At 69.5% G+C, this 21,145-nt stretch carries 25 protein-coding genes and 3 pseudogenes; 14 read left to right on the top strand and 14 right to left on the bottom strand.

The features are described 5' to 3' along the window. Positions 1-459 precede the first annotated feature (459 nt). Complete coding sequence (nrdF, locus tag WKH84_RS08940) at positions 460-1,428, bottom strand: class 1b ribonucleoside-diphosphate reductase subunit beta (RefSeq protein WP_053917064.1); 969 nt, start codon at positions 1,426-1,428, stop codon at positions 460-462. A gap of 206 nt (positions 1,429-1,634) precedes the next feature. Here nrdF and WKH84_RS08945 point away from each other — a divergent pair, with 206 nt between their 5' ends. From WKH84_RS08945 to WKH84_RS08955, 3 genes are all read left to right on the top strand, one after another. After that, entirely contained in the window at positions 1,635-2,135 is a 501-nt protein-coding gene (locus WKH84_RS08945; RefSeq protein ID WP_341856357.1) for a hypothetical protein, read from the top strand. Then, entirely contained in the window at positions 2,087-2,452 is a 366-nt protein-coding gene (locus WKH84_RS08950; protein ID WP_341856358.1) for a hypothetical protein, read from the top strand. The genes WKH84_RS08945 and WKH84_RS08950 overlap by 49 nt, the downstream gene beginning before the upstream one ends. A 360-nt stretch (positions 2,453-2,812) precedes the next feature. Further along, positions 2,813-3,022, top strand: coding sequence for a DUF418 domain-containing protein (locus tag WKH84_RS08955; protein ID WP_341856827.1), 210 nt, complete (start codon positions 2,813-2,815; stop codon positions 3,020-3,022). A 30-nt stretch (positions 3,023-3,052) separates the two neighbouring features. On the opposite strand, the gene WKH84_RS08960 is transcribed toward WKH84_RS08955, so the two are convergent. Further along, complete coding sequence (locus tag WKH84_RS08960; RefSeq protein WP_341856359.1) at positions 3,053-3,652, bottom strand: hypothetical protein; 600 nt, start codon at positions 3,650-3,652, stop codon at positions 3,053-3,055. On the opposite strand from WKH84_RS08960, the pseudogene WKH84_RS08965 reads away from it, so the two are divergent. Both WKH84_RS08965 and WKH84_RS08970 read left to right on the top strand, forming a co-directional pair. After that, positions 3,623-3,823, top strand: a pseudogene (locus WKH84_RS08965) (PadR family transcriptional regulator); the annotation flags it as partial. The gene WKH84_RS08960 and the pseudogene WKH84_RS08965 overlap by 30 nt on opposite strands. Positions 3,824-4,073: 250 nt before the next feature. After that, on the top strand, positions 4,074-4,973 hold the full coding sequence (locus tag WKH84_RS08970; RefSeq protein WP_341857081.1) for a hypothetical protein: 900 nt from the start codon (positions 4,074-4,076) through the stop codon (positions 4,971-4,973). A 57-nt stretch (positions 4,974-5,030) separates the two neighbouring features. Here WKH84_RS08970 and nrdE read toward each other — a convergent pair. The 4 genes and pseudogenes from nrdE to WKH84_RS08990 form a co-directional block, all read right to left on the bottom strand. Then, positions 5,031-7,163 (bottom strand): annotated as a pseudogene (gene nrdE, locus WKH84_RS08975) (class 1b ribonucleoside-diphosphate reductase subunit alpha). A 5-nt stretch (positions 7,164-7,168) separates the two neighbouring features. Continuing rightward, positions 7,169-7,567, bottom strand: coding sequence for a class Ib ribonucleoside-diphosphate reductase assembly flavoprotein NrdI (gene nrdI / locus WKH84_RS08980; RefSeq protein WP_341856828.1), 399 nt, complete (start codon positions 7,565-7,567; stop codon positions 7,169-7,171). Positions 7,568-7,639: 72 nt separating this feature from the next. Next, a pseudogene (nrdH, locus tag WKH84_RS08985) lies at positions 7,640-7,834 on the bottom strand (glutaredoxin-like protein NrdH); the annotation flags it as partial. 651 nt (positions 7,835-8,485) lie between these two features. Further along, complete coding sequence (locus WKH84_RS08990) at positions 8,486-9,892, bottom strand: gfo/Idh/MocA family oxidoreductase (RefSeq protein WP_341856360.1); 1,407 nt, start codon at positions 9,890-9,892, stop codon at positions 8,486-8,488. A 306-nt stretch (positions 9,893-10,198) separates the two neighbouring features. Between WKH84_RS08990 and WKH84_RS08995 the strand changes: the two genes are divergently transcribed. After that, the gene (locus tag WKH84_RS08995; RefSeq protein ID WP_341856361.1) at positions 10,199-10,870 is read left to right on the top strand and encodes a lysophospholipid acyltransferase family protein; all 672 of its coding nucleotides are present in this window, start codon (positions 10,199-10,201) and stop codon (positions 10,868-10,870) included. 126 nt (positions 10,871-10,996) lie between these two features. Next, positions 10,997-11,320 carry a universal stress protein gene (locus tag WKH84_RS09000; RefSeq protein WP_341856362.1) on the top strand — a complete coding sequence of 108 codons (324 nt, stop codon included), beginning with the start codon at positions 10,997-10,999 and terminating at the stop codon, positions 11,318-11,320. 19 nt (positions 11,321-11,339) lie between these two features. On the opposite strand, the gene WKH84_RS09005 is transcribed toward WKH84_RS09000, so the two are convergent. The 8 genes from WKH84_RS09005 to WKH84_RS09040 all read right to left on the bottom strand — a co-directional run bounded on the left by WKH84_RS09005 (position 11,340) and on the right by WKH84_RS09040 (position 16,834). Next, a complete protein-coding gene (locus tag WKH84_RS09005; protein WP_341856363.1) occupies positions 11,340-12,203 on the bottom strand; it encodes a serine hydrolase domain-containing protein in 864 nt (287 codons plus the stop codon). Beyond that, positions 12,200-12,634: a hypothetical protein gene (locus WKH84_RS09010; RefSeq protein ID WP_341856364.1), complete on the bottom strand. Its 435-nt coding sequence runs from the start codon at positions 12,632-12,634 to the stop codon at positions 12,200-12,202. Before WKH84_RS09010 ends, WKH84_RS09005 begins: the two co-directional genes overlap by 4 nt. Then, positions 12,604-12,942 (bottom strand): FCD domain-containing protein, encoded by a 339-nt coding sequence (locus WKH84_RS09015; RefSeq protein ID WP_341856365.1) that lies wholly within the window; start codon positions 12,940-12,942, stop codon positions 12,604-12,606. The genes WKH84_RS09010 and WKH84_RS09015 overlap by 31 nt, the downstream gene beginning before the upstream one ends. Continuing rightward, a complete protein-coding gene (locus WKH84_RS09020) occupies positions 12,897-13,136 on the bottom strand; it encodes a GntR family transcriptional regulator (protein WP_341856366.1) in 240 nt (79 codons plus the stop codon). Before WKH84_RS09020 ends, WKH84_RS09015 begins: the two co-directional genes overlap by 46 nt. Continuing rightward, positions 13,133-13,780 carry a hypothetical protein gene (locus WKH84_RS09025; RefSeq protein ID WP_341856367.1) on the bottom strand — a complete coding sequence of 216 codons (648 nt, stop codon included), beginning with the start codon at positions 13,778-13,780 and terminating at the stop codon, positions 13,133-13,135. Before WKH84_RS09025 ends, WKH84_RS09020 begins: the two co-directional genes overlap by 4 nt. 5 nt (positions 13,781-13,785) lie before the next feature. Continuing rightward, a complete protein-coding gene (locus WKH84_RS09030; RefSeq protein ID WP_341856368.1) occupies positions 13,786-14,595 on the bottom strand; it encodes an amino acid permease in 810 nt (269 codons plus the stop codon). 194 nt (positions 14,596-14,789) lie between these two features. Further along, on the bottom strand, positions 14,790-16,301 hold the full coding sequence (locus tag WKH84_RS09035; protein ID WP_341856369.1) for a catalase: 1,512 nt from the start codon (positions 16,299-16,301) through the stop codon (positions 14,790-14,792). 98 nt (positions 16,302-16,399) lie between these two features. Next, the gene (locus WKH84_RS09040; protein WP_341856370.1) at positions 16,400-16,834 is read right to left on the bottom strand and encodes a Fur family transcriptional regulator; all 435 of its coding nucleotides are present in this window, start codon (positions 16,832-16,834) and stop codon (positions 16,400-16,402) included. Positions 16,835-17,078: 244 nt separating this feature from the next. Between WKH84_RS09040 and WKH84_RS09045 the strand changes: the two genes are divergently transcribed. From WKH84_RS09045 to WKH84_RS09075, 7 genes are all read left to right on the top strand, one after another. Next, the gene (locus WKH84_RS09045) at positions 17,079-18,080 is read left to right on the top strand and encodes an IS481 family transposase (protein ID WP_341854841.1); all 1,002 of its coding nucleotides are present in this window, start codon (positions 17,079-17,081) and stop codon (positions 18,078-18,080) included. Between the two features lie 91 nt (positions 18,081-18,171). Further along, on the top strand, positions 18,172-18,348 hold the full coding sequence (locus WKH84_RS09050; protein WP_341856371.1) for a hypothetical protein: 177 nt from the start codon (positions 18,172-18,174) through the stop codon (positions 18,346-18,348). Continuing rightward, a complete protein-coding gene (locus WKH84_RS09055) occupies positions 18,345-18,854 on the top strand; it encodes a hypothetical protein (protein ID WP_341856372.1) in 510 nt (169 codons plus the stop codon). The genes WKH84_RS09050 and WKH84_RS09055 overlap by 4 nt, the downstream gene beginning before the upstream one ends. Positions 18,855-19,306: 452 nt before the next feature. Further along, complete coding sequence (locus WKH84_RS09060; RefSeq protein ID WP_341856373.1) at positions 19,307-19,456, top strand: hypothetical protein; 150 nt, start codon at positions 19,307-19,309, stop codon at positions 19,454-19,456. Positions 19,457-19,558: 102 nt separating this feature from the next. Then, positions 19,559-19,819, top strand: a complete 261-nt coding sequence (locus WKH84_RS09065) for a hypothetical protein (RefSeq protein WP_341856374.1) — start codon at positions 19,559-19,561, stop codon at positions 19,817-19,819. Positions 19,820-19,869: 50 nt separating this feature from the next. Continuing rightward, positions 19,870-20,223 carry a hypothetical protein gene (locus WKH84_RS09070; protein ID WP_341856375.1) on the top strand — a complete coding sequence of 118 codons (354 nt, stop codon included), beginning with the start codon at positions 19,870-19,872 and terminating at the stop codon, positions 20,221-20,223. 299 nt (positions 20,224-20,522) lie between these two features. Next, entirely contained in the window at positions 20,523-20,708 is a 186-nt protein-coding gene (locus WKH84_RS09075; protein WP_341856376.1) for a hypothetical protein, read from the top strand. Positions 20,709-21,145 lie beyond the last annotated feature (437 nt).

The raw sequence follows: 21,145 nt of genomic DNA on the forward strand, positions 1-21,145 counted from the left end.
CGGCCGCCCGTCGGCCCTGCCCCGGGCTCTCGCGCCCCCGTCGGCCGTGCCCGCGACCCGCGCCCAGGGCCGGCCGTGGGAGACCGCGCCGCAGGAGGGGCAGTGCCGCCCCACCCTGATCTCGTCGGGTCGCACGCCCACCACGTCGGCGACGTGGGCGGCGAGGACGCGGTCGGCGTCGGCCCTGACGGGGTGGAGACGCAAGATGTCGGCGGGGAGACCGGCGCTCACGGCACGTACCGATCGGGCACGGACTTCAGCGGGACGAGCCAGCGCCAGGTCGCCGCCGGATCCTTCCGCACCGCGATCGGGTCGCGCACGACGGCGAGGCCCCGCCCGTGCGGAGCGACGGCCCGGAACAGGACCTGCAGCAGCGGGTCGACCTGAGCGCAGGAGTATGGCAGGAGGCCCGGAGAGGCGCGCGTGCGCGCGTCTCCGGGCCTCCGAGGCGAATGGGGCTCAGAAGTCCCAGTCGTCGTCCTCGGTCTCGACGGCCTTGCCCATGACGTAGCTCGAGCCGGAGCCGGAGAAGAAGTCGTGGTTCTCGTCCGCGTTCGGGGAGAGCGAGGCGAGGATCGCGGGGTTCACCTCGACCTGATCCTGCGGGAACAGGGCCTCGTAGCCGAGGTTCATCAGCGCCTTGTTCGCGTTGTAGCGCAGGAAGGTCTTGACCTCCTCGGTCCAGCCGACCGGGTCGTAGAGGTCCTCGGTGTACTCCTCCTCGTTGTCGTACAGCTCCATGAGCAGCGAGAAGGTGTACTCCTTCAGCTCCGCCTGGCGGGCGGCGTCGGCCTTCTCCACGGCCTTCTGGAACTTGTAGCCGATGTAGTAGCCGTGCACGGCCTCGTCGCGGATGATCAGGCGGATGATGTCCGCCGTGTTCGTCAGCTCGCCGCGGCTGGAGTAGTGCATCGGCAGGTAGAAGCCGGAGTAGAACAGGAAGGACTCCAGCAGGGTGGAGGCGACCTTGCGCTTCTCCGGGTCGTCGCCCTGGTAGTAGTCCATGACGATGTTCGCCTTCTTCTGCAGCGGCTCGTTGAACTCGCTCCAGCGGAAGGCCTCGTCGATCTGCTTGGTGTTCGACAGCGTCGAGAAGATCTGGGAGTACGACTTCGCGTGCACGGACTCCATGAACGCGATGTTGGTGTACACCGCCTCCTCGTGGGGCGTGATCGCGTCGGGGATCAGGGAGACCGCGCCCACGGTGCCCTGCACCGTGTCCAGCAGTGTCAGGCCCGTGAACACGCGCATCACCAGCTGCTGCTCGGACTCTGGCAGACGGTTCCAGGACTGGACGTCGTTGGACAGCGGCACCTTCTCGGGAAGCCAGAAGTTGCCGGTCAGGCGGTCCCAGACCTCCTGGTCCTTCGGGTCCGGGATCCGGTTCCAGTTGATCGCCTGGACCGTCGTCTTCAGGTGGTCGTTCACCGCAGCCTCACTTGCTCCTCAAGGGTCGTCGTCGTGTGCCCTCCAGTCTAGGCATCGAAGGCTCGCACGGGGCCCTCCGGCCCGCCGCGGAGAGGTGCTTCCCACCACCGATTGAGAGCCCGATCCATGACTTTCGTCGTGGGGCGTGCGGGCGCCGGCGCACTAGCGTGACGGGCACGACGTCCGCCGCTCCGGAAGGCCCTGCCGTGACCTCCGTTCCCGTCTCCGCGCACGCTCCCGACCCCTCGTCCGCATCGGCCGCTGCGGTCGCGCCGGCCCGCTCCCTCGCCCCCGATGTCGCGCGCGGGCTGATGCTCGCGCTGATCGCGGTGGCCAACGTCTCCTGGTACCTGTGGCGCTCGACGGAGTCCGTCGGCGGCACCCCGCACCTCCCGGCCGACGGGCCGCTGGACACGATCGCGCAGGCGGTGATGACGATCGCGGTGGACCATCGGGCGATGCCGCTGTTCGCGTTCCTGTTCGGCTACGGGATGGTGCAGTTCTACCGCTCGAGGATCGACCGCGGCCTCGCCCCCGGCGCGGTGCGGACGATGATGCGCCGCCGACATTGGGCGATGCCGCTTCTGGGCGCGCGCATGCGGCGCCGCTGTTCTACGGCGACATCCTCGGGGTGTACGCGCTCAGCGCGCTGGTGCTGGTGTGGTGGTTCTTCGGCCGACGCTCCCGCACCCTGCGCATCTGGGTGATCGTGCTCGCGGCGGTGATGGCGCTGTTCGCGCTGTTCAGCATGCTCAGCGGCGTGGCGCTGACGTACTTCGTGCCGGCCGAGGTGACTGCCGAGATGGCGGCGACGGACATGGGCACCGGCTTCGTCCGCCCCGTCGCCTACGACACCCCCTATCTCGTCTCGGTGCTCTACCGGCTCGGGCTGTGGGCGGTGTCGCTGCCCTTCGCAGCGCTGATGGGGGCGCCGCCGCCGATCCTGCTGGGCTGGCTCGCGGCCCGCCGACGGATCCTCGACGAGCCGTGGCGTCACGTGCGCCTGCGCGGCGCACCGCGGTGATCGGCATCGCGATCGGCTGGCTCGGCGGACTGCCGGAGGCGCTCGCGATCCTCGGCCTCTACGAGCCGCCCGCCGCGGCGCCGTGGATGCTGACGGGGCTCACCTCGCTCACCGGCATCGCCTGCGGGATCGGCTACGCGGCGCTGTTCGGGTCGCTCGCCCTGCGCCTCGAGGGAGGGCCCCCGTCGCCGACGCCCCGCGCCCGGACCCGTCGGCCGACCGGGACCTCTCCCCCGCCGAGCGCGCCTACGGTGTGCCCCGCGAAGAGAGCGCACCGGACCGCGCCGCGACCTCGGCGTCCTCGAGCGGACCCTCGCCGCGGTCGGGCGGCGCTCGCTGACCTTCTACCTGTTCCAGTCGCTGCTGCTCGCGCCGCTGATGGCCTCGTGGGGGCTGGGTCTCGGCGGGACGCTCTCCACCGCCCCGGCGCTCGCGATCGCGTTCGCGGTGTGGCTGGCGTCGCTGCCGATCGCGGCGTGGATGGGCGCGCGCGGGATGCGCGGCCCGGCCGAGAGGTCGCTGCGCCGAATGACCTACGGGAAGATCGACCCGGCGCCGGCGACGCGCTGAGCCCGCGCCGCCGGCTCGGCGGCAGGTCGTTCAGCGCCTTCCCCGGGCGAGCAGGGCCCGTTCCCGGCGACGGGTCTCGCGCGACCAGGCGGGGTATGCCCACAGCGGCAGGATCCACCGCTGCCAGGTCGCCCTGTGCGCGACGAGGTAGAGGATCGCCTGGAACGGCACGGCTCCCAGCGCCGCGACGAGTGTGATCCCTTCAACCGGAGCGAGCACCGGCCCGAGGACTGCCACGAGGCCGAGCATCGCGAGGGTCTCCGCCAGCACCGGCAGGAGCACCAGCGCTATCCCTTCGGAGAACGGGTAGGTCCTCCGGTGCTCGATCGGCTCACGACGCACCCACCACCGCGCCGACGCGCTGGTGCCGATCCTCCACCACAGGCACACCGAGGCGAGCAGTGCGGCGCCGAGGAACAGGACGACGCCGATCACGAGCCCGGCCAGGATGTCGCTGGTCTTGACCTCATGGTGGCACGCGGGATTCCCCTCCCGGCGACGCCGCTCGCCCCCATCGCACCCCTCTTGCCGTACTACGCCTGCCGTAGTATTTTTTCCGGAGGACGCACCACAGCACCACGACGAGAGGCAGGGGCCGATGTGATCGGAGCCGATGCCATCCGCGGGCACATCGACCTGATCCTGTTGTCGATCCTCGAGGACCGCCCCTCCTACGCCTACGAACTCTCCAAGACGATCACCGACGGCTCCCGCGGCGAGTACGTGATCAAGCAGACCACCCTGTACACCGCGGTCAAGCGCCTCCAGTCCCAGGGACTCCTGGACAGCTACGAGGACGTCTCCACCTCGGGCAAGCCACGCACTTACTACAAGCTCACCGCCGCCGGCCTCGAGCAGCTCGACGTCAAGCGCACCGAATGGCGCAGCGACGCGGGCCCTCGTCGACCGCTTCACGGACGGGAAGGACACCTCGTGACCGTCATCGACTCCTATCTCGACACCCTCTTCGCCCCCTACCCGGACTCGCCCCGTCTGCGCGAGGCCCGCACCGAGCTGCGAGCACTGATGGAGGACCAGCAAGCAGGCGCTGATGGACGCCGGCCGCACCGAGTCCCAGGCCGTCGGCGCCGTGATCGCGGAGTTCGGCGGCCTCGACGAGGTCGCCGCCGAGCTCGGCATCACCGCGGAGCTGGACGGCACCGCGGTCGGCACGGGCACCATGGCACCGGCGATGCTCAGCACCGAGCGCGCCGAGGAGTACGTGGAGGCAGTACGCCGCGGACGGTGGATCCCCGCCGTCGCGATCCCCCTGTTCGTCCTCTCCGCGCTCCCGCTGCTGCTCCTGATCGCCGTCGGCGGCGAGGAGCCGTCGGGCTGGGCGCTCGGCGCGGGGCTCACCGCGCCGCTGATCCTCGTCGCCGTCGGCGTGGTGCTCCTGGTGCTCCAGGGCGACCGGATGGAGGAGTTCGCGGACATCGACGAGGCCCGCGTCTCCCCCACCCCGGCGGTGCGGGAGATCGCCCGCGACCTGCGCCGGGAGCACCGTCGTGAGCGCACCCTCGCCACGGGCGCCGCGATCATGCTGTGGATCCTCGCCGCGGTGCCGGTGATCCTCATGGGCGTCCTGACCGACTCCGGGTCGCTGGCCCCGCTGTACGGGGTGTGCGCGACGCTGGCGATGGTCGCGCTCGGGCTGTGGATCCTGCTGCGCTCGGCCTGGTCGGACACCGCCGCGGCGGCGCTCCTGCAGGAGGAGGACGAGGACGACCTCTCCGCCACCAGCACCTCCCCCGCGATCCGGGTGGTCGCCGCGGTGTACTGGCCCGTCGCCGCAGCGATCTACCTGGCCTGGAGCTTCCTCGGCGGCGACTGGGGGATCACCTGGGTGGTCTGGCCGATCGCCGGCGTGCTCTACGCCGGCCTGTGGTCGGCGAGCGCAGCGCTCGGCTCGGCGGCGGACGACACCCGCTCGCGCACCCGCCGGGCATGACGAGCGGCCCGCCCCCGGAGCTCTCCGGGAGCGGGCCGTGTGCCGCGGGTCAGGCCGTCACAGCATGCGGCTGACGCGACCCTCGACCTCGGTGCCCTCGATCGCCATCTGGCGCAGGCGGATGTAGTACAGGGTCTTGATGCCCTTGCGCCAGGCGTAGATCTGCGCCCGGTTGACGTCGCGCGTGGTGGCGGTGTCCTTGAAGAACAGCGTCAGCGACAGGCCCTGGTCCACGTCGCGTGGCCGCGGCGTAGGTGTCGACGATCTTCTCGTAGCCGATCTCGTACGCGTCCTCGTAGTACTCGAGGTTGTCGTTGGTCATGTACGGCGCGGGGTAGTAGACCCGGCCGATCTTGCCCTCCTTGCGGATCTCGATCTTGGAGACGATCGGGTGGATCGAGGAGGTGGAGTGGTTGATGTACGAGATCGAGCCGGTGGGCGGCACGGCCTGCAGGTAGGCGTTGTACATCCCGTGCTCGGCGACCTCGGCCTGCAGCCGCTTCCAGTCGTCCTGGGTGGGCAGGTGCACGTTCGAGTTCGCGAACAGCTCGCGGACCTTGTCGGTCGCCGGCTCCCACACCTGCTCGGTGTACTTCTGGAAGTACTCGCCGGTGGCGTACTTCGAGTTCTCGAAGTCGTAGAACCTCTCCTGGCGCTCCTTCGCGAGCTTCATCGACGCGAGGATCGCGTGATAGGTGACCGCGTAGAAGTACATGTTGGTGAAGTCGATGCCCTCCTCCGAGCCGTAGAACACCCGCTCGCGGGCGAGGTAGCCGTGGAGGTTCATCTGGCCGAGGCCGATGGCGTGGGACTTCCGGTTGCCCTCGGCGATCGTGGGCACGGACTCGATGTCGGAGGTGTCCGAGACCGCGGTGAGGCCGCGGATCGCGGTCTCGATGGTCTGGGCGAAGTCCGGGGAGTCCATCGCCTTGGCGATGTTCAGCGAGCCGAGGTTGCAGGAGATGTCCCGGCCCATCTCGTCGTACGTGAGGTCGACGTTCATGGTGGACGGGGTGGAGACCTGCAGGATCTCGGAGCACAGGTTCGAGTGGGTGACCTTGCCGGCGATGGGGTTCGCGCGGTTCACGGTGTCCTCGAACATGATGTACGGGTAGCCGGACTCGAACTGGATCTCGGCGAGGACCTGGAAGAAGTCGCGGGCCTTGATCTTCTTCTTCGAGATGCGGGGGTTGTCGACCATCTCGTGGTAGACGTCCGAGACGTTCACGTCCGCGAAGGGCTTGCCGTACTCGCGCTCCACGTCGTACGGGGAGAACAGGTACATCGGCTCGTTCTTCTTCGCGAGCTCGAAGGTGATGTCGGGGATGACGACGCCGAGGGAGAGGGTCTTGATGCGGATCTTCTCGTCGGCGTTCTCGCGCTTGGTGTCCAGGAAGCGCAGGATGTCGGGGTGGTGGGCGTTGAGGTACACCGCACCGGCGCCCTGACGCGCGCCGAGCTGGTTGGCGTAGGAGAAGGAGTCCTCGAGCGCCTTCATCACGGGGATGACGCCGCTGGACTGGTTCTCGATGTGCTTGATCGGCGCACCGTACTCGCGCAGGTTGCTCAGCAGCGGCGCGACGCCGCCGCCGCGCTTGGACAGCTGAAGCGCGGAGTTGATGGAGCGGCCGATGGACTCCATGTTGTCCTCGATGCGCGAGCAGGAAGCACGAGACGAGCTCGCCGCGCTGGGCCTTGCCGGCGTTGAGGAAGGTGGGGGTGGCCGGCTGGAAGCGGCCGTCGAGGATCTCGTCGACGAGGTTGCGGGCGAGTCGCTCGTCGCCGCGCGCGAGGGTCAGGGCCACCATCACCACGCGGTCCTCGAAGCGCTCGAGGTACCGCTTGCCGTCGAAGGTCTTCAGCGTGTACGAGGTGTAGTACTTGAACGCGCCGAGGAAGGTGGGGAAGCGGAACTTCTTCGCGAACGCCTGCTCGGAGAGCGACTCGATGAAGGAGAACTCGTACTGCTCGAGCACCTCCGGCTCGTAGTAGTCGTTCTCGACGAGGTAGTCCATCTTCTCGCGCAGCGAGTGGAAGAACACCGTGTTGGGGTTCACGTCTTCGCAGGAAGTACTCCCGCGCGGCCTCGCGGTCCTTGTCGAACTGGATCTCGCCGTCCGGTCCGTACAGGTTCAGCATCGCGTTCAGCGCGTGGTAGTCGAGTCGCCTGTTGTGCTCGACCGGGGGCATCTCGGTCAGTGTCGCCAAAACTCTTCCAATCCGTCGTGGACCCGCGTCACGTCGCGCGGAGTGCCGAACAGTTCGAACTTGTACATGTGGGGAACCTGGCACTTGGCGGAGATGATGTCCCCGGCCAAGCCGTAGGCCTCCCCGAAGTTGGTGTTCCCCGCGCTGATCACACCGCGGATGTGCCGTCGGTTGCGTTCATCGTTGAGGAACTTGATGACCTGCTTGGGCACGGCGCCCCGGCCGTTGCCCCCGCCGTAGGTCGGGACCAGCAGGACGAAGTCCTCGTCGACGACGAGGGGATCGTCCTTGGGGTAGAGCGGGATCCGATGGGCCGGCAGGCCGAGCTTCTCGACGAAGCGCTTGGTGTTGCCGGACACCGAGGAGAAGTAGACGAGACGGGTCACGCCGACGCCTCCCCGGTCGCTCAGATCGCGGCGTCGCGGCGCTTGCTCGGCGCCGACGCCCGCGAGCGCCTTGATCTTGTCGGGGCGGAAGCCCGACCAGTGGTCCTCGCCGGTGATGACGACGGGCGCCTGGACGTAGCCGAGGGACTTCACCTTCGCGAGCGCGTCGGCGTCCTCGGTGATGTCGACGACGTCGTAGGCGACGCCCGCCTTGTTCAGCGCGCGCTTGGTGGCATCGCACTGCACGCAGAGGGGCTTCGAGTACACGGTGATGTCCAAGGGAAGTGCCTTTCAGGAGCGTCGCGCCGAGGCGCAGGACAGGGGCGAGAAGGAGATGTTCAGGAGGTCCGAGGACCGTGTCGCGAGGCTGTGGACTCCCGCAGGAGCCCTGTGCGCCGCGACAACGTCAACACTACACCTAGTGGTGACTCGGCGCGACGACCACAAGATGTACTGAACTACAGGAGTGTCATCCACAATGCGTTGTTGACAGCATGTGGATGGAGGGGTGCTCGCTGGGGACGGAGCGGCCGCCTCCCGTGCGAGCACTGCTGATACGTGCACAACCCGTTGTGGACGGCGCTCCGGGCGGCCGACGACGACGGTGGACAGGCACCCTCCGCGCCCCTGCCGGAGCGGTCGGAACAGGCCTCCGAGTGAGGTGTCTCCCGGCGTGTCCCGCGCGCGCCCCGGCGTGTCGCGGGCGTGTCGTCGGCGTGTCCCCCGCCGTCCCCCGTCCATCCCCCGCCCGTCCCCCGTCGGGGCGCCGGATTCGGGCCGCGGACCACCGGTCCGGGGCCCGGACGCAGGGAACCGACGCGGAGAGCCCCCGCCCTCCCCGGCAGGGGACGACGGGGGCTCTCGACGACGGTCTGCGGACCGCCGGGGCCGACGGCGCGGCGGCGCCGACGGGGCGTCTCAGCGGCGCGGGCCCTCCGGGACGGCGGGGTCCGCGGTCGCAGGCGGTGCGTCCTCGGCCGCGGCCGGTGCGCCCTCGGCGCCGCCGGACCAGGCGTCGACGACCTCGTCGGTGCTCGGCGCCGCAGGGCCGCTCGAGGGTCTCGGGCGCGGGCTCCGCCCCGGGCGGCTCGACCTCGACGGTCGCGGAGGGGGCGGACGCCCCGTCGGCGGGCTCCTCGTCCGTGCGTCCCGCGTTCGCGGTCGCCGCCTCGGCCGACGGCTCCTCCGCCTGGGCCGACGGCTCCTCCGCCTGGGCCGACGGCTCTTCCGCCTGGGCCGCCTCCTCTGCCCCGGGCGCCTCCTCGGTCCCGGAGTCCTGCTCCGGCTCCGCCTCGAGGTCGCGGCCGTCGGCCTCCACGATGGTGGCGAGCACCTCGCGCGCAGCAGCACCACCTGGCGCAGCGCCTCGGCGGCGCCGGCCAGCGGCGCCTCGCCCTTCTCGACGAAGGCGTGGAAGGCCTCCCACATCAGCTCGGCCGAGCCCTTCGGCGCGGTGGTCGCGACCTCCTGGACCACGCCCGACTTCTTCTCCCGCAGCGAGACCGTCGAGCGGGCGTCGCCGTGGGAGGGCGCGGGAAGGTCCAGGCGCATGCGGCGCCGGGCGGAGAGCACCTGCAGAGTCTCGGAGTACTCGGGCGCGAAGGGGAGGTAGTGCCACACCAGGCGCACCTGTGCCCCGTCGCCGAGCTCGCCGAGGAGCTCGATCGATCCGGGGATCACCCCCTTGGGCCAGTGCCGCACCGCGACGAGCTTCTCGATCGGTCCGTAGGCCGCCTCGGTGACCGCCATCTGATGGGCGACGCCGGTGAGCAGACCCTTGACGTACAGGTCCCGGTCGCGCTGGGTGGCGCCGTCGCCGGTGCCCGCCTCGACGGCGGCCTGGAGCGCCTTGCGCCGTGCCGTGCGCCGCTCCGTGGGCAGGTCGTAGGAGGAGGTGGTGACGTGGGCCTGGCCGAACAGGGGCTGGCTGGCGGGCATGAGGACCTCGTGGTCCACCATCCGCAGATCCTTGGTCGCGATGTGCTCGGACATCCGGGCCACGGAGTCGTCGTACTGCTGGGGATGGGCCAGCATCATCAGGCGCCGTCCCGCGATCCGCTCGAACTCGGCGACCTTCGCGATCTCCTCCTCGGAGTAGCCCAGCGGCGGCTCGACCATCACCGGGATGCCGCGGCGCACGATCGCGAGCAGGTCGTCGACGTGGAGCCCGTCGGTCGACAGCAAGACGCCGTCCAGGGAGAGGGTCCGCGCGCGCACCGCGGCGACGAGATCCGCGACGGTCTCGTAGCGGCGCTCCTCCTCGATGCCCCACACCTCGGAGGCCTCGCGGCGCCGACGGGGCGAGTGGTCCACCAGCGCGGCCACGTTGAAGCGGTCCCAGCGCCGGCGCAAAGCACCGGCAGGTGCACGGCCTGCGCCATGGTTCCGGCGCCGACCACGGCGATGTTCAGGATCTTCGGCATCGACAGGCTCCTCGGGGGCTCGGCAGGGAGGGGCGGCCGCGCCGCCGGGACGACGGGCGCCGGGCCGTCTCCGGCATCGCGCCTGGACCGGGCGCGATCGCACGCCTGTTCTACCACACGGGCAGGGACGACGATCACAGGGGCGCCGCTCCGTCGCACCCGCCCTCGGCGCTATCGTGGGGCGCTGATCGAACCCTGAGGAGGACCCGTGGTCGGACGCTTCTACACCGGTGCGCGGGGATTCGTGCGCCCGATCGTGAGGTCGCTGTGGAACCCGCGGGTCAGCGGGTTGGAGAACGTGCCGCACGAGGGCGGCTTCGTGATCGCCTCGAACCACCTCGCCAACATCGACAGCTTCATGATCCCGGTGGTCCTGCCTCGAGCGATCCGCTTCGTGGCCAAGGAGTCGCTGTGGACGCAGAAGGGCCCGCACGGCGCGGTGCTGCGGTGGTTCTTCGACGCCGTCGGCGCGGTGCCGGTGGACCGCGAGGCGCTCTCCTCCGGCAAGGGCGCGCCGCAGGCGGGGCTCGACGTCGCGCGCAACGGGGAGGGCTTCGCCGTCTACCCCGAGGGGCACCGCTCCAAGGACGGGCCGCTGCACCCGGGCAAGCAGGGCGCGGCCTGGCTCGCGCTCGAGTCGGGTCGCCCCGTGATCCCGGTCGGGCTCAAGGGCACCCAGCACATGTTCTCCTCCCTGATCCCCCGCCGCGGCGAGATGACGATCCGAGTGGGCACCCCGATCACCCTCGAGGAGATCGACCCCTCCGCCTCCAAGGGGGCGCGCCGACGCCTCCTGACCGCCCGGATCATGGATGAGATCCAGGCGCTGTCCGGTCAGCGCCGGGCCGACGGTCCCTCGGCACGGTCCCGGGACCAGTAGGATCGCACCAGGCCGCACACCGAGGTCGCGGCCGTCGCCCGAGAGCACCCCAGCCAGGAGAGCAGATGGCCGTCGTCGTCGGATTCATCCCCACCGAGGTGGGCTTCAAGGCGCTGGCCGCGGCACGTGAGGAGGCCGAGCGGCCGCGGCGGGCCGCTGGTCGTGGTCAACGTCGCGCGCGCGGGCGTCGAGAAGGATCCCCGCCACGCGGACGAGCAGCGACTCGAGATCGCCCGTGACGAGCTCCGCCGCACCACCGTGCGCGTCGCCTTCCGCCAGGAGACCACGGAGGACGACATCGCCGACGTCCTGCCGCAGGTGGTCGAGGAGGAGAGGGCCGAGTCGCTCGTGCTCGGCGTGCGCCGTCAGAACGATCTCGCTCGCCACCTGCTTGGCCTGACCGTGCAGAAGCTCCTGCTCTCCTCCCCCAGCGACGTGCTCGTGGTCTGAGCGGCGCTCGCCGCCCGGGTCAGCTCCCGAGCAGGCCGACCGCGTCGTGCACGGCGCGAGCCAGTCGCGTCCCGCGCCCCTCTGCCGACGGGGACTCGTAGGGCGCCGGCACGTACCCGAAGGCGAGGCCGATCGACGGATCGGCGAAGCCGAGCGCTCCGCCCGCCCCGTCGTGGCCGAAGGCCCGCTGCCCGCCGAAGGGGTTCGCGGCGCTCGGCTTCTGGAAGACGATGCCGAAACCCGCGATCTGCTCGATGACGCGGTCGATGCCCCACACCTCTCGCTCCGCGACCTGGAGCACGGTCTCGCGCGTGAGCAGCGGAGCGCGGCCGTCCACGCCGGTCGTCGCCGCGGCGTACGCCCGGGCGATGCCCTCGGCCGAGGCGACTCCCGCGCCGCTGCACAGCCCGCTCCGCCGCGGCGCGGGGATGTTCGCGGCGAGCGCGAGACTCTCCCCTCCGCTGTTCCGGGCCACGCCCGCCCAGTCGCCGGCGAGCACGGCGCGTCCGGCGCCGTCGTCCTGGTCGGGGATGACCGGGACGTACCGGCCCTCGAGCTCCGCGGGCGACCCGAGATAGGCATCGATCCCCGCGGGGACGCGGATCTCCTCGTCGTAGAACCGCTGGAGCGTGCGCCCGGTGGCGCGGCGGACGATCTCCTCCAGCGCGATCCCGAGGGTCCTCTGGTGGTAGCCGAAGGCGGTGCCGGGCCGCCATGACGGCGGCTCGAGTGCGAGGCGGGCGGCGGCGCGCTCGGTGTCGACGTACTCCTCGAGGGTGAACGGCTCGTCCATCCCGACCACGCCGACCTGGTGGGAGCAGAGCTGGCGGAGCGTGACCTCGCCCTTGCCGTGGGCGGCGAACTCCGGCCACCATCGCGTCACCTTCTCGTCGAGGTCGAGGACCCCTCCCTCCAGGAGCGGCCGCGACGACGAGCCCGGCGAGACCCTTGGAGACCGAGTAGACGCCCGTGAGGTCCTCGCGCCCGAGGTGCGGACCGCCGGCGAGGTCGACGACGAGCTCGCCCTCGCGATAGACGGCCAGTTGGGCGCTGAATCCCCGGTCCTCGAGCGAAGATCGCGTCGAACGCGAAGCGGACCTGGTCGAAGTCCTCGTGCACACGGCCGGAGGACAGCACGGAACGGCTCGCGCCCATCAGCGCCCCTCTCCCCATGTCCTCGAGGGCCCGGGAGCGCGGCGTCCGGGCGATGGCGGCGAAGCGGCGCAGGTGCAGGGTGAGCACGGCGACGGCGAGCTCGACGTCGTCGGCCTCGATCGCCTCGATCAGCTGGAACTGCGAGCGGGAGACGTCCATGACGTCCTCGGCGGCCGCGAGCGAGGCGCGGGTCTGAGCGAGGACCGGCAGGGTGCGATAGGCCGCGAGGACCGCGCGGTCGCCGCGCGGCGCACGAGGGCGGAGTGGAAGGTCGCCTCCGCGGCCACGAGCGCGCTCACCTCCAGCGGGGTGGTGCCCGCGGCCTCCTCGAAGGCCTCGGCCGCGGCGCGCAGGTCCATCACACCGGTGCCCTCGTCGCGCTCGAGGAGGCGACGCGGCGCGAGGCATTCGAGCAGGACCCTCAGGTCGCCGGAGTCGTTGAGCTCGGAGGAGCTCGAGGTGGGCACGCGGGTGCCCCGGTTGCGCGCGGCGTCTCGAGAACGCCTTCGGAGGCGAGCTCGCGCACGGCCTCCCGGACCGGGGTGCGGGAGATGCCGAGCTCTGCGGCGAGCGTCTCCTCCCGCACCCAGTCGCCGGCGGTGAGGCTTCCGTCCGCCATGCGGCGCAGGATCGAGTCTCGCGCCATGCCGCGCATCTTCATCGCAGGACCTCCTCGTCGGTCGTCGTCCCCTGGGTGCGGGCCTCGTCCTGTGCTCCGAACATCGTCGCCGCGTCCAGGTGGTCCTCCGGATGCCCCCACAGGCTGGGCTGGATCACGATCCGGCTCGAGCGGTCGCGCACGATCCCGTAGGCCATGCAGACGACGATCGCGCTGAGGCCGACGATCAGCAGGGTGGGGGTCAGGGTCCGCAGGGAGTTCACGAACACCCCGATGTAGGCCAGGAGCGAGACCGTGACGATCGCATAGTAGACGGGATCGGGGACGTGGAGCCGGGCGGACCGCCACGACCGGGGGAACTTCCGGGGCGGCTGGTAGTAGGCGAAGATCTGCACGAACGCGCAGGCGGAGGCGACGAGCATGAGGCTCGAGACCACGACTTGCACCGAGAAGGACAGCGGCACGGGCGACACCGCCATCACGAAGGAGAAGGTGAGGATCTTCCACGGCACGCCGAAGCGGTTCTCGGTCGCGAGCCACGCCGGGAGCCAGCCGTCGCGGCAGGACTGCGCGATGGGCTTCCAGTTGTTCGTGTAGGTGGAGTTGATGGAGGTCGACAGCTCCAGGAGCGGGCCGCCGAGCATGAACAGCACGAAGAGCGACGGGGCCAGGACGCGCTCGGCCACGTAGGTCAGCGGCTGACCGGCGACCTCCTCGATCGGCGCACCCCGGTGGCGACGATGGCGATCAGCCCGTACACGAGCACGAGGGCGGGCACGCACAGGAACATGGCGCGCGGGATGTCCCGGCGGGCGTCGGCGGCGTCGCGGCCGTAGTTCATGATGCAGGAGTAGCCGTTGGTGGAGTACACGAAGAGCATGACCGCCGCGAAGGCGCCGTTCCACCCGTCGGTGAAGAAGTCCGGCATGGTCACGTCGAACACGGGGTTCTGGACGTTCATGAGGCCGCCGACGGCGAAGGTCAGCAGGGCGATCGCCATGATCACCACGAGGACCTTCTGCGTCTTCGCCATGACGGACACGCCCAGCAGGTTGATCACGAAGAAGATCACGAGGAAGACGGTGCCGACGAGGACGGGCGAGAGGGCAGGCCACAGCGCGTGGGCGTACATCCCGGCGGCGACCCCGTAGACGGAGCCGTTGATGGCCTGGGGGAGGTAGCCGAGGGCGAACATGCCGGCGAGGCGTCGGCCGCCGAGGGCCGCGACGAGCGAGTAGAACCCGCCGTCTAGCCGGAGGGCGGAGGTGATCCAGGGGATCGGGCAGATCATCGCGAAGCCCCAGAACACCGCGACGACGTACATGAGCCAGGCCGACTGTCCGGTGAGCAGGATCGCGGGCCCGATGAGGGTGATGAGCCCGGCGCCGACGGCCTGGCCGATGCCGATCGAGGTGAGGTCCGAGAGCTTCAGGGGGCCGGGCGGGGGCTCCCCCTCGGCGCGGAGCGCGTCGGCGGTGCGGGTGGGGACGGGACTGGTCATGGCGGTTCCTCTCCGTTGAGTCGGAGGAACTGTATGCAATCTTGGCCGGATTGGCTACCTTTTGGTCCGATCCGCATCCAATCTCGACGTTCTCGGGGCTCGCGCCCGGGAAACGGCGGCGGCCCGGCCCCTTCCGGAGAAGGGACCGGGCCGCGCGCTGTGCGGGGCCGCTCAGGCGGTCGCCCGCGCGAGGATCACTCGGAGACGGGATCCGCGCCGGGGACCTGCTCCTCATGACCGGCCTTGACCTTCGCCTCGATGGCCTCGCCGACCTCCTGGTCGATGTTCTTCCAGTACTGGAAGGCGTTGGAGAGCACCGGCTCGATCACGGTGGACAGGCCGCCGGCGACCGTGTCGATCAGGCGCTGACGCTCGTCCTCGCTCATGACCTCGCGGACCAGGGTGTGCGCCTGGCCGAAGTCGTCGTCCTCGGAGTGCAGGGAGTAGGCGGCGCGCACCAGCGTGCCGTCGGCCTCCCAGCCGTTGTCGACCGGGCCCTGCTCGTCCTGGTAGGCGCGGCCGAAGGAGTTCGGCGCGTACACCGGCGCATCACCGCTGTGGAAGAAGTTCATCGCGCCCTCCTTGTCGTAGGAGTTGGTGGCGATGACCGGACGGTTCACGGGCGACTGGTTGAAGTTCGTGCCCAGGCGGTTGCGCGCGCGTCCGGGTAGGAGAAGACGCGGCCCAGCAAGCATCTTGTCCGGGGAGACGCCGGTGCCGGGCACCAGGTTCGAGGGGCTGAAGGCGGCCTGCTCGATCTGCGCGTAGTGGTTGACCGGGTTCTGGTTCAGGGTGAAGCGGCCCACGGGGATGCGCGGGTAGTCCTTCTTCGACCAGATCTTGGTGAGGTCGAAGGGGTTGAAGCGGTAGGTCTTCGCGTCCTCGTAGGGCATGATCTGCACCTCGAGCCGCCAGGAGGGGAAGTCGCCGTTCTTGATCGACTCGAAGAGGTCTCGGCGGTGGTAGTCCGCGTCGGTGCCGGCGATCTCGTCGGCCTCCTCGTTGGTGAGGAACTCCAGGCCCTGCTCGGTGAGAAAGTGGTACTTGACCCAGAACTTCTCGCCGGCCTCGTTGACCCACATGTAGGTGTGCGAGGAGTAGCCGTTCATGTGGCGCCAGGTCTTGGGCAGGCCGCGGTCGCCCATGAGGTAGGAGACCTGGTGGGCCGACTCCGGGGAGAGGGTCCAGAAGTCCCACTGCATGGTGTTGTCGCGCAGGCCGGAGTCGGGGGTGCGCTTCTGGGAGTGGATGAAGTCGGGGAACTTCATGGGATCGCGGACGAAGAACACCGGGGTGTTGTTGCCGACGATGTCGAAGTTGCCCTCCTGGGTGTAGAACTTCAGCGCGAAGCCGCGCACGTCCCGCCAGGTGTCGGGCGAGCCCAGCTCGCCGGCGACGGTGGAGAAGCGGGCCAGCATCGGGGTCCTGGCGCCCTTCTGGAAGAGCCCCGCCTTGGTGTATTTCGAGACGTCCTCGGTGATCTCGAGCTCGCCGAAGGCTCCGGAGCCCTTCGCGTGGGGGTCGCGCTCCGGGATGCGCTCGCGGTCGAAGCGCGCGAGCCTTTCGACCAGGGCGACGTCATGGAGCATCAGCGGGCCGTCGGTGCCGACGCTGAGCGAGTTCGCGTCGGACTCGCGCGGCGCACCGGACTCGGTGGTCGACGCGATCGTCGAATCGTGATGGGCCGTGGGATCCAGATGGGTCATGGAGTTCTCCTCGGGTCTTTCTGACAGGTCGTGACGAAACGTTCTGACAGTCGTGGGCGGTCAAGGACCCTGATCCGGCCGGAGCCGGGTCAGGGGGTTCAGGGGGTGGCGGCCTCGCGCTCGCGGCAGTCGCTGCAGGTCCCGCGGTAGACGACATCGGCCATCTCGATCGAGAAGCCGTGATCCTCGTGCGGGATCAGGCAGGGAGCGGCGCCGACGGCGCAGGGGACGTCCTCGAGACGTCCGCAGCCGCGGCACACCAGGTGGTGGTGGTTGTCGTGGCGGTGCATCTCGTAGCGCATGGAGCGCCCGCCGACGGAGACGCGTCGCAGCGGCTCGGCGTCGGAGAGGGCGTTGAGCACGTCGTAGACGGCCTGACGTGAGACCGTGCCGAGGTTCTCGCGCACGGCCTGGGCGATCGCCTCCGCATCGGAGTGCGGGTGGGCCTCGACCGCGGCCAGGGCCGCGAGCCGCGGAGCGGTCACGCGCAGGCCGACGCTCCGCAGGGCGGAGGTGTGGTCGGTGGTCGTCATGACCCCAACCCTAGCCCGCTTACTGGACAATCTCAAGAAAACGAGCGGTCCCGTCCACGCCGGCTCCTCCCCCACCGACGAGGACGGGCCCGGGCCCTCGAAGGGGACGGGCCCGTGATCCGGAGCCGCCTAGGTGTTGCGGGTCATGACGTTGTGGACGCTGGCCGGGGATGAGGGAACGGGCCCCGTGACCGGCACGATGGGTGGTGTCTAAGCAACCATCTCGCAGGAGGGGACCCGTTCCGTGACCCACCGTAATGCCCCGCTGACGACGCTTGGAAGGCAGCGAGCCGTCGACCAGGTGATCGGGAGAGGCCGTCCGATCGCGCACGTCGCCGCGGAGTTCCACATCTCCCGTTCGACCCTGTCGAAGTGGGTCGGCCGCTACCGGGAGCATGGCGAGGTCGGTCTGCAGGACCGCTCCAGCGCACCGGCGAAGCGACCCACCCGGCTCCCGGTCTGGGTGCTCGAACTGATCGAGTCCTGGCGACGGGAGAAGAAGTGGTCCGCCCGACGGATCGCCCGCGAACTCACCGACGGCCACGGCTTCGCATGCCGCGTGCGGACGGTGACTCGCTGGCTGGACCGGCTCGGATTGAACCGGGTCCGGGACATCACCCCGGACGGAGAGAACCTCCGCCGACCTGGGAAGATCCATGCCCGCTATCCCGGGCACATGGTCCACATGGACGTGAAGAAGATCGGCAAGCTCCGCGACGGCGGCGGGTGGTGGGCGCATGGCCGCGGTTCCGTGCAGGACAAGAAGAAGCACTCGCAGCGGATCGGTTACACCTACCTCCACTCGATCATCGACGGGTTCTCCCGCCTGGCCTACACCGAAGCACTCGAGGACGAGACCGCCGCAACGACCATCGCGTTCTTCCACCGAGCCCGGACGTTCTTCACCGCGCACGGCATCACGCGGATCTCCCGCCTGATCACCGACAACGGCAGCAACTACACCGCCAAGGCATTCCGACGGTCAACCAGGGCATTCATCGGCCGGCACCAGCGCACCAGGATCTACACGCCCCGCCACAACGGGAAGGTCGAGCGCTACCAGCGGATCATGACCGACGAATGCCTCTACGCCCGCGCCTACGACTCAGAGAACGAGCGGCGAGACGCGATCAGGATCTGGGTCCACCACTACGACTACCATCGCCCGCACACCGCCTGCAGCGATCAGCCCCCAGCCTCACGACTCCATACCGGCGTCGATAACGTCATGGCCAACTACACCTAGGAGAATCACCGGCGAGTCCCTGCTCGAGATCGAGGGCCGCTGCTCGGTCACCGACGAGACCGGGAAGGAGGGCGGCGCGGCCCAGCTCGACGTGATCTGCAAGGTCGGTGACGACGAGTTCAAGAGCCACAAGCTCGGCCTCTCCGACAACGTCTCGTACGTCGTCGAGCAGACCGAGGCGAACCCGACCGACGCGTTCCACCACCGGTTCATCCTGCGTCCGGAGACGGTGATCCCGAACGTGGACGTGGAGACGAGCGCGGGATGAGCACCTTCCGACGCCGCGCCCGCAAGGCCCTGTCCGTGCTGATGAAGCTCCTCCCGATCCTGTCGTCGGTCGCGTTGGTCGTCATCGCGATCTTCTTCGCGCGCAGCGACCCGGGCCCCGCCGGCCGCAACGGCATCAGCCTGGTCGTGCTCGTGCTCGTGTGGGCGGTGTTCTGCGTGCTCGCCGAGCGGCGTGAAGAGAAGGCGCGCGCGACGAGCCGCATGTACCAGGTCCTTGCGGACGGGTGGCGGCGCGGCGCGTTCACCGACCGGGCGGCGCTCGTGAAGGCACGGGAGTCCGCGGACTACTGGCGCTCGTCAGCCGCGCACGCGGACCGGGACCGTCGCGAGGCCGAGCGTGCAACCGACCGGGTCGTCGCGCTCCTCGACCTCCACACGCCGCAGGGCGCGGGCTTCGTGGCTGTGGACGACATCCGTCAGGCCCTCGACGGGGTCACGCCGCCGTCCGCTCCCGGACCCGACGGCACACCTCCGGCCGGTAACTGACCGCCTCCGGATCGACGGCCGGCTCGAGCGCGCCGCCGGTGGCACCCGTTCCACGTCAGCTCAAGCGCTCGGACGGCAGTCCTCTTCGCCCCGACCCACCTGAACGTGCGGGCTTCGAGGTCGAGGATCTGCCGTCCGAGGTCGTCCATCCGTCCGACGCTACGGACCCCCACCCACACAGGAGATTTTGTCCCTCCGACCGGCCGGCTACGGCTTCACCTGAACAGCGATGCTGACTGTTTGCTGAACGGGTGGTAACTTGTCGAAAGCGGCACCGAAGCCGCGAGAAGGTTCTTTTTCAACCGCTTCCTCAACATCAGAGTGAGCCATGATGTCAACGAAACTCAGTCGCCTCGGAGCGATCTTCGCTCAGCGCGGCCCTGGCGTCCGGCCTCGCCCTTTCGACACCGGCAGTTGCGGCTCCTGCGGACGACACCGAACCGCCGCCCGTCGTGCAGACCGAGACGCAGTACGTCCAGGCCGATTCGCCCGAAGAGGCCGAAAAGCTCCTGGATCAGCTCGAAGCCGAACAGCAGAACGACCCCTCCGACGGAGGCTCGGAGGGGTACCTCGGCCCGCGCTCCGAGCAGGTTCAAAGGTGAAGTACGGGCCGTGCACGTCGCACTCCGATGGCGTGTATTTCCGCGCTTCGTCCGGCTACCAGAATGTCGGCTTCAAGTCGTACACGAAGTGCGAAGACGAAGGTGACGTCGATCCACCACAAGAACACCCTCCGCCAAAAGAACCTGATCAATTGGAAGCTCGTCAACCCCACCAAGGGCGGCTCGAATAAGAACTACGGGGCGACCGCCCTGTCGAGCAAGTCGATCAACTACTCCTGCCCGAAGAAGGGCAAGCACTGGTGGAGTGGATCGACACTCGGAACGATGATCTACAAGGGCGAGACGTACTATGCACGTAGCTACGCCCCCGTCAGTAAGTCCAAGCTCGCATGCGGCTCCTGAAACGGCGAAGCGCACGAGCGACCGCGTACGTGTTGCACCGGAGCCTCGAGGTGGACGATCCCGAGGTCGCTGGGTTGTACACACCGATCATCGGAGTCGTTCTCTCGAAGAGCGAGGCCACGGAGATCGGGGATCAAAACATGCCCGCCGGCATCGAATGGACCGAGCTTCCCGTCGAATCGCTCAAGCTCGGAGACTCTCCGCGACTGTTGTACTTAGGCGTTGAGGTGGGCCCACTGCCTGAGGGTGTGCTCACTGACCCCACTCCTCGCGCGGCCTTCGCTGATCGCGAGGCGGCACGAAGGTGGGTCGAGAACCCAGGATCCAGAATCTCTAGGCCCCACGTCATCGCCCTGCCAGTCGGACTGCTCGACTGGAGCGGCAACTCCTGGACCATCCTGTAGACGTTCTCGCCGGCCCAACCGTCGAAACCTCTCAAGGATGGATGGTCTCGCGAAATCGTCGCGCGTGGCCAGAACTTCCACTATCCGCTCAGCCCCGCCACCTATCCGGTGGCGGGGCTTCTTATTGTCCTGTCCCCCTCTCACTCAACGGAAGAACCCCGCATGCCCTAGATCCGACAGTGCCCCCACGGCTTCCACCACCCCAACGGCCCGCACTCCTGTGACGGCCGCTGGTGCGAGGGAGAGCGAGACCGAGATCGGTACGGCTCGAACCACAGCAACGACCCGAAGGAGAACCAGTGATACACGCCGCCACCCAGCGCGAGGTCGCCCAGACCATGCGCCAGTCCATCGAAAGCGAGTACCCGGCCTCGCCCCAGCAGATTGGGGCGTTCGCCGCGACGACGTCGTGGGCCCAGTGGCTCGAGCACCAGGCCGCCATGGTCGACGCCGAGATCCCGCCGAAACACCGGGAGGCCCCGTGAATTCGGAGACCACGCGCGCCGCCTCACCACCGAGCTCCCGGCCCGGGTCAAGGCGGCCCGTCTCGCCAACCTCGAGTGCGTGCGCCTCACCATCCCGGAGGCGCGCGCACTCCACGCCGTCCTCGCTCGCGAGCTCGCTCTCCTCGACGAGACCGCTATCCGGTCACGCCGCCAGGGGTGGGAGAGCGGCGGCCCCTCCCCCGACAGGCGCAGCAACTGCGCCTGACCCCTCCGCCCCTGACGCCACCCCGGCCCAGGGGCTTCTCGACGCCGGGACACGGAAAAGCCCTCGCTCGGCACCCTCCCCTGGCTCTACCTTTGCTCAGTCGCATCCGCGGCCGGGCATCATCACGAAAGGTGTCGCGCGGCCGCCAGACAGTCGAGGCGCGGCCCCGATTCGCGAATGGGTCACCTATTGGGTGTCAAGTGACCCCCTG

The organism is Brachybacterium sp. GPGPB12, from assembly GCF_038396325.1.
GTDB classification, from domain to species: Bacteria; Actinomycetota; Actinomycetes; order Actinomycetales; family Dermabacteraceae; genus Brachybacterium; species Brachybacterium conglomeratum.

Bases quoted from the DNA above. Each gene is read 5' to 3' on its own strand.
- WKH84_RS08970 (WP_341857081.1), top strand. From the start codon at position 4,074: ATGGACGCCGGCCGCACCGAGTCCCAGGCCGTCGGCGCCGTGATCGCG.
- WKH84_RS09010 (WP_341856364.1), bottom strand. From the start codon at position 12,634: ATGGACGTCTCCCGCTCGCAGTTCCAGCTGATCGAGGCGATCGAGGCC.
- WKH84_RS09020 (WP_341856366.1), bottom strand. From the start codon at position 13,136: ATGAAGATGCGCGGCATGGCGCGAGACTCGATCCTGCGCCGCATGGCG.
- WKH84_RS09030 (WP_341856368.1), bottom strand. From the start codon at position 14,595: ATGACCAGTCCCGTCCCCACCCGCACCGCCGACGCGCTCCGCGCCGAG.
- WKH84_RS09035 (WP_341856369.1), bottom strand. From the start codon at position 16,301: ATGACCCATCTGGATCCCACGGCCCATCACGATTCGACGATCGCGTCG.
- WKH84_RS09040 (WP_341856370.1), bottom strand. From the start codon at position 16,834: ATGACGACCACCGACCACACCTCCGCCCTGCGGAGCGTCGGCCTGCGC.
- WKH84_RS09055 (WP_341856372.1), top strand. From the start codon at position 18,345: ATGAGCACCTTCCGACGCCGCGCCCGCAAGGCCCTGTCCGTGCTGATG.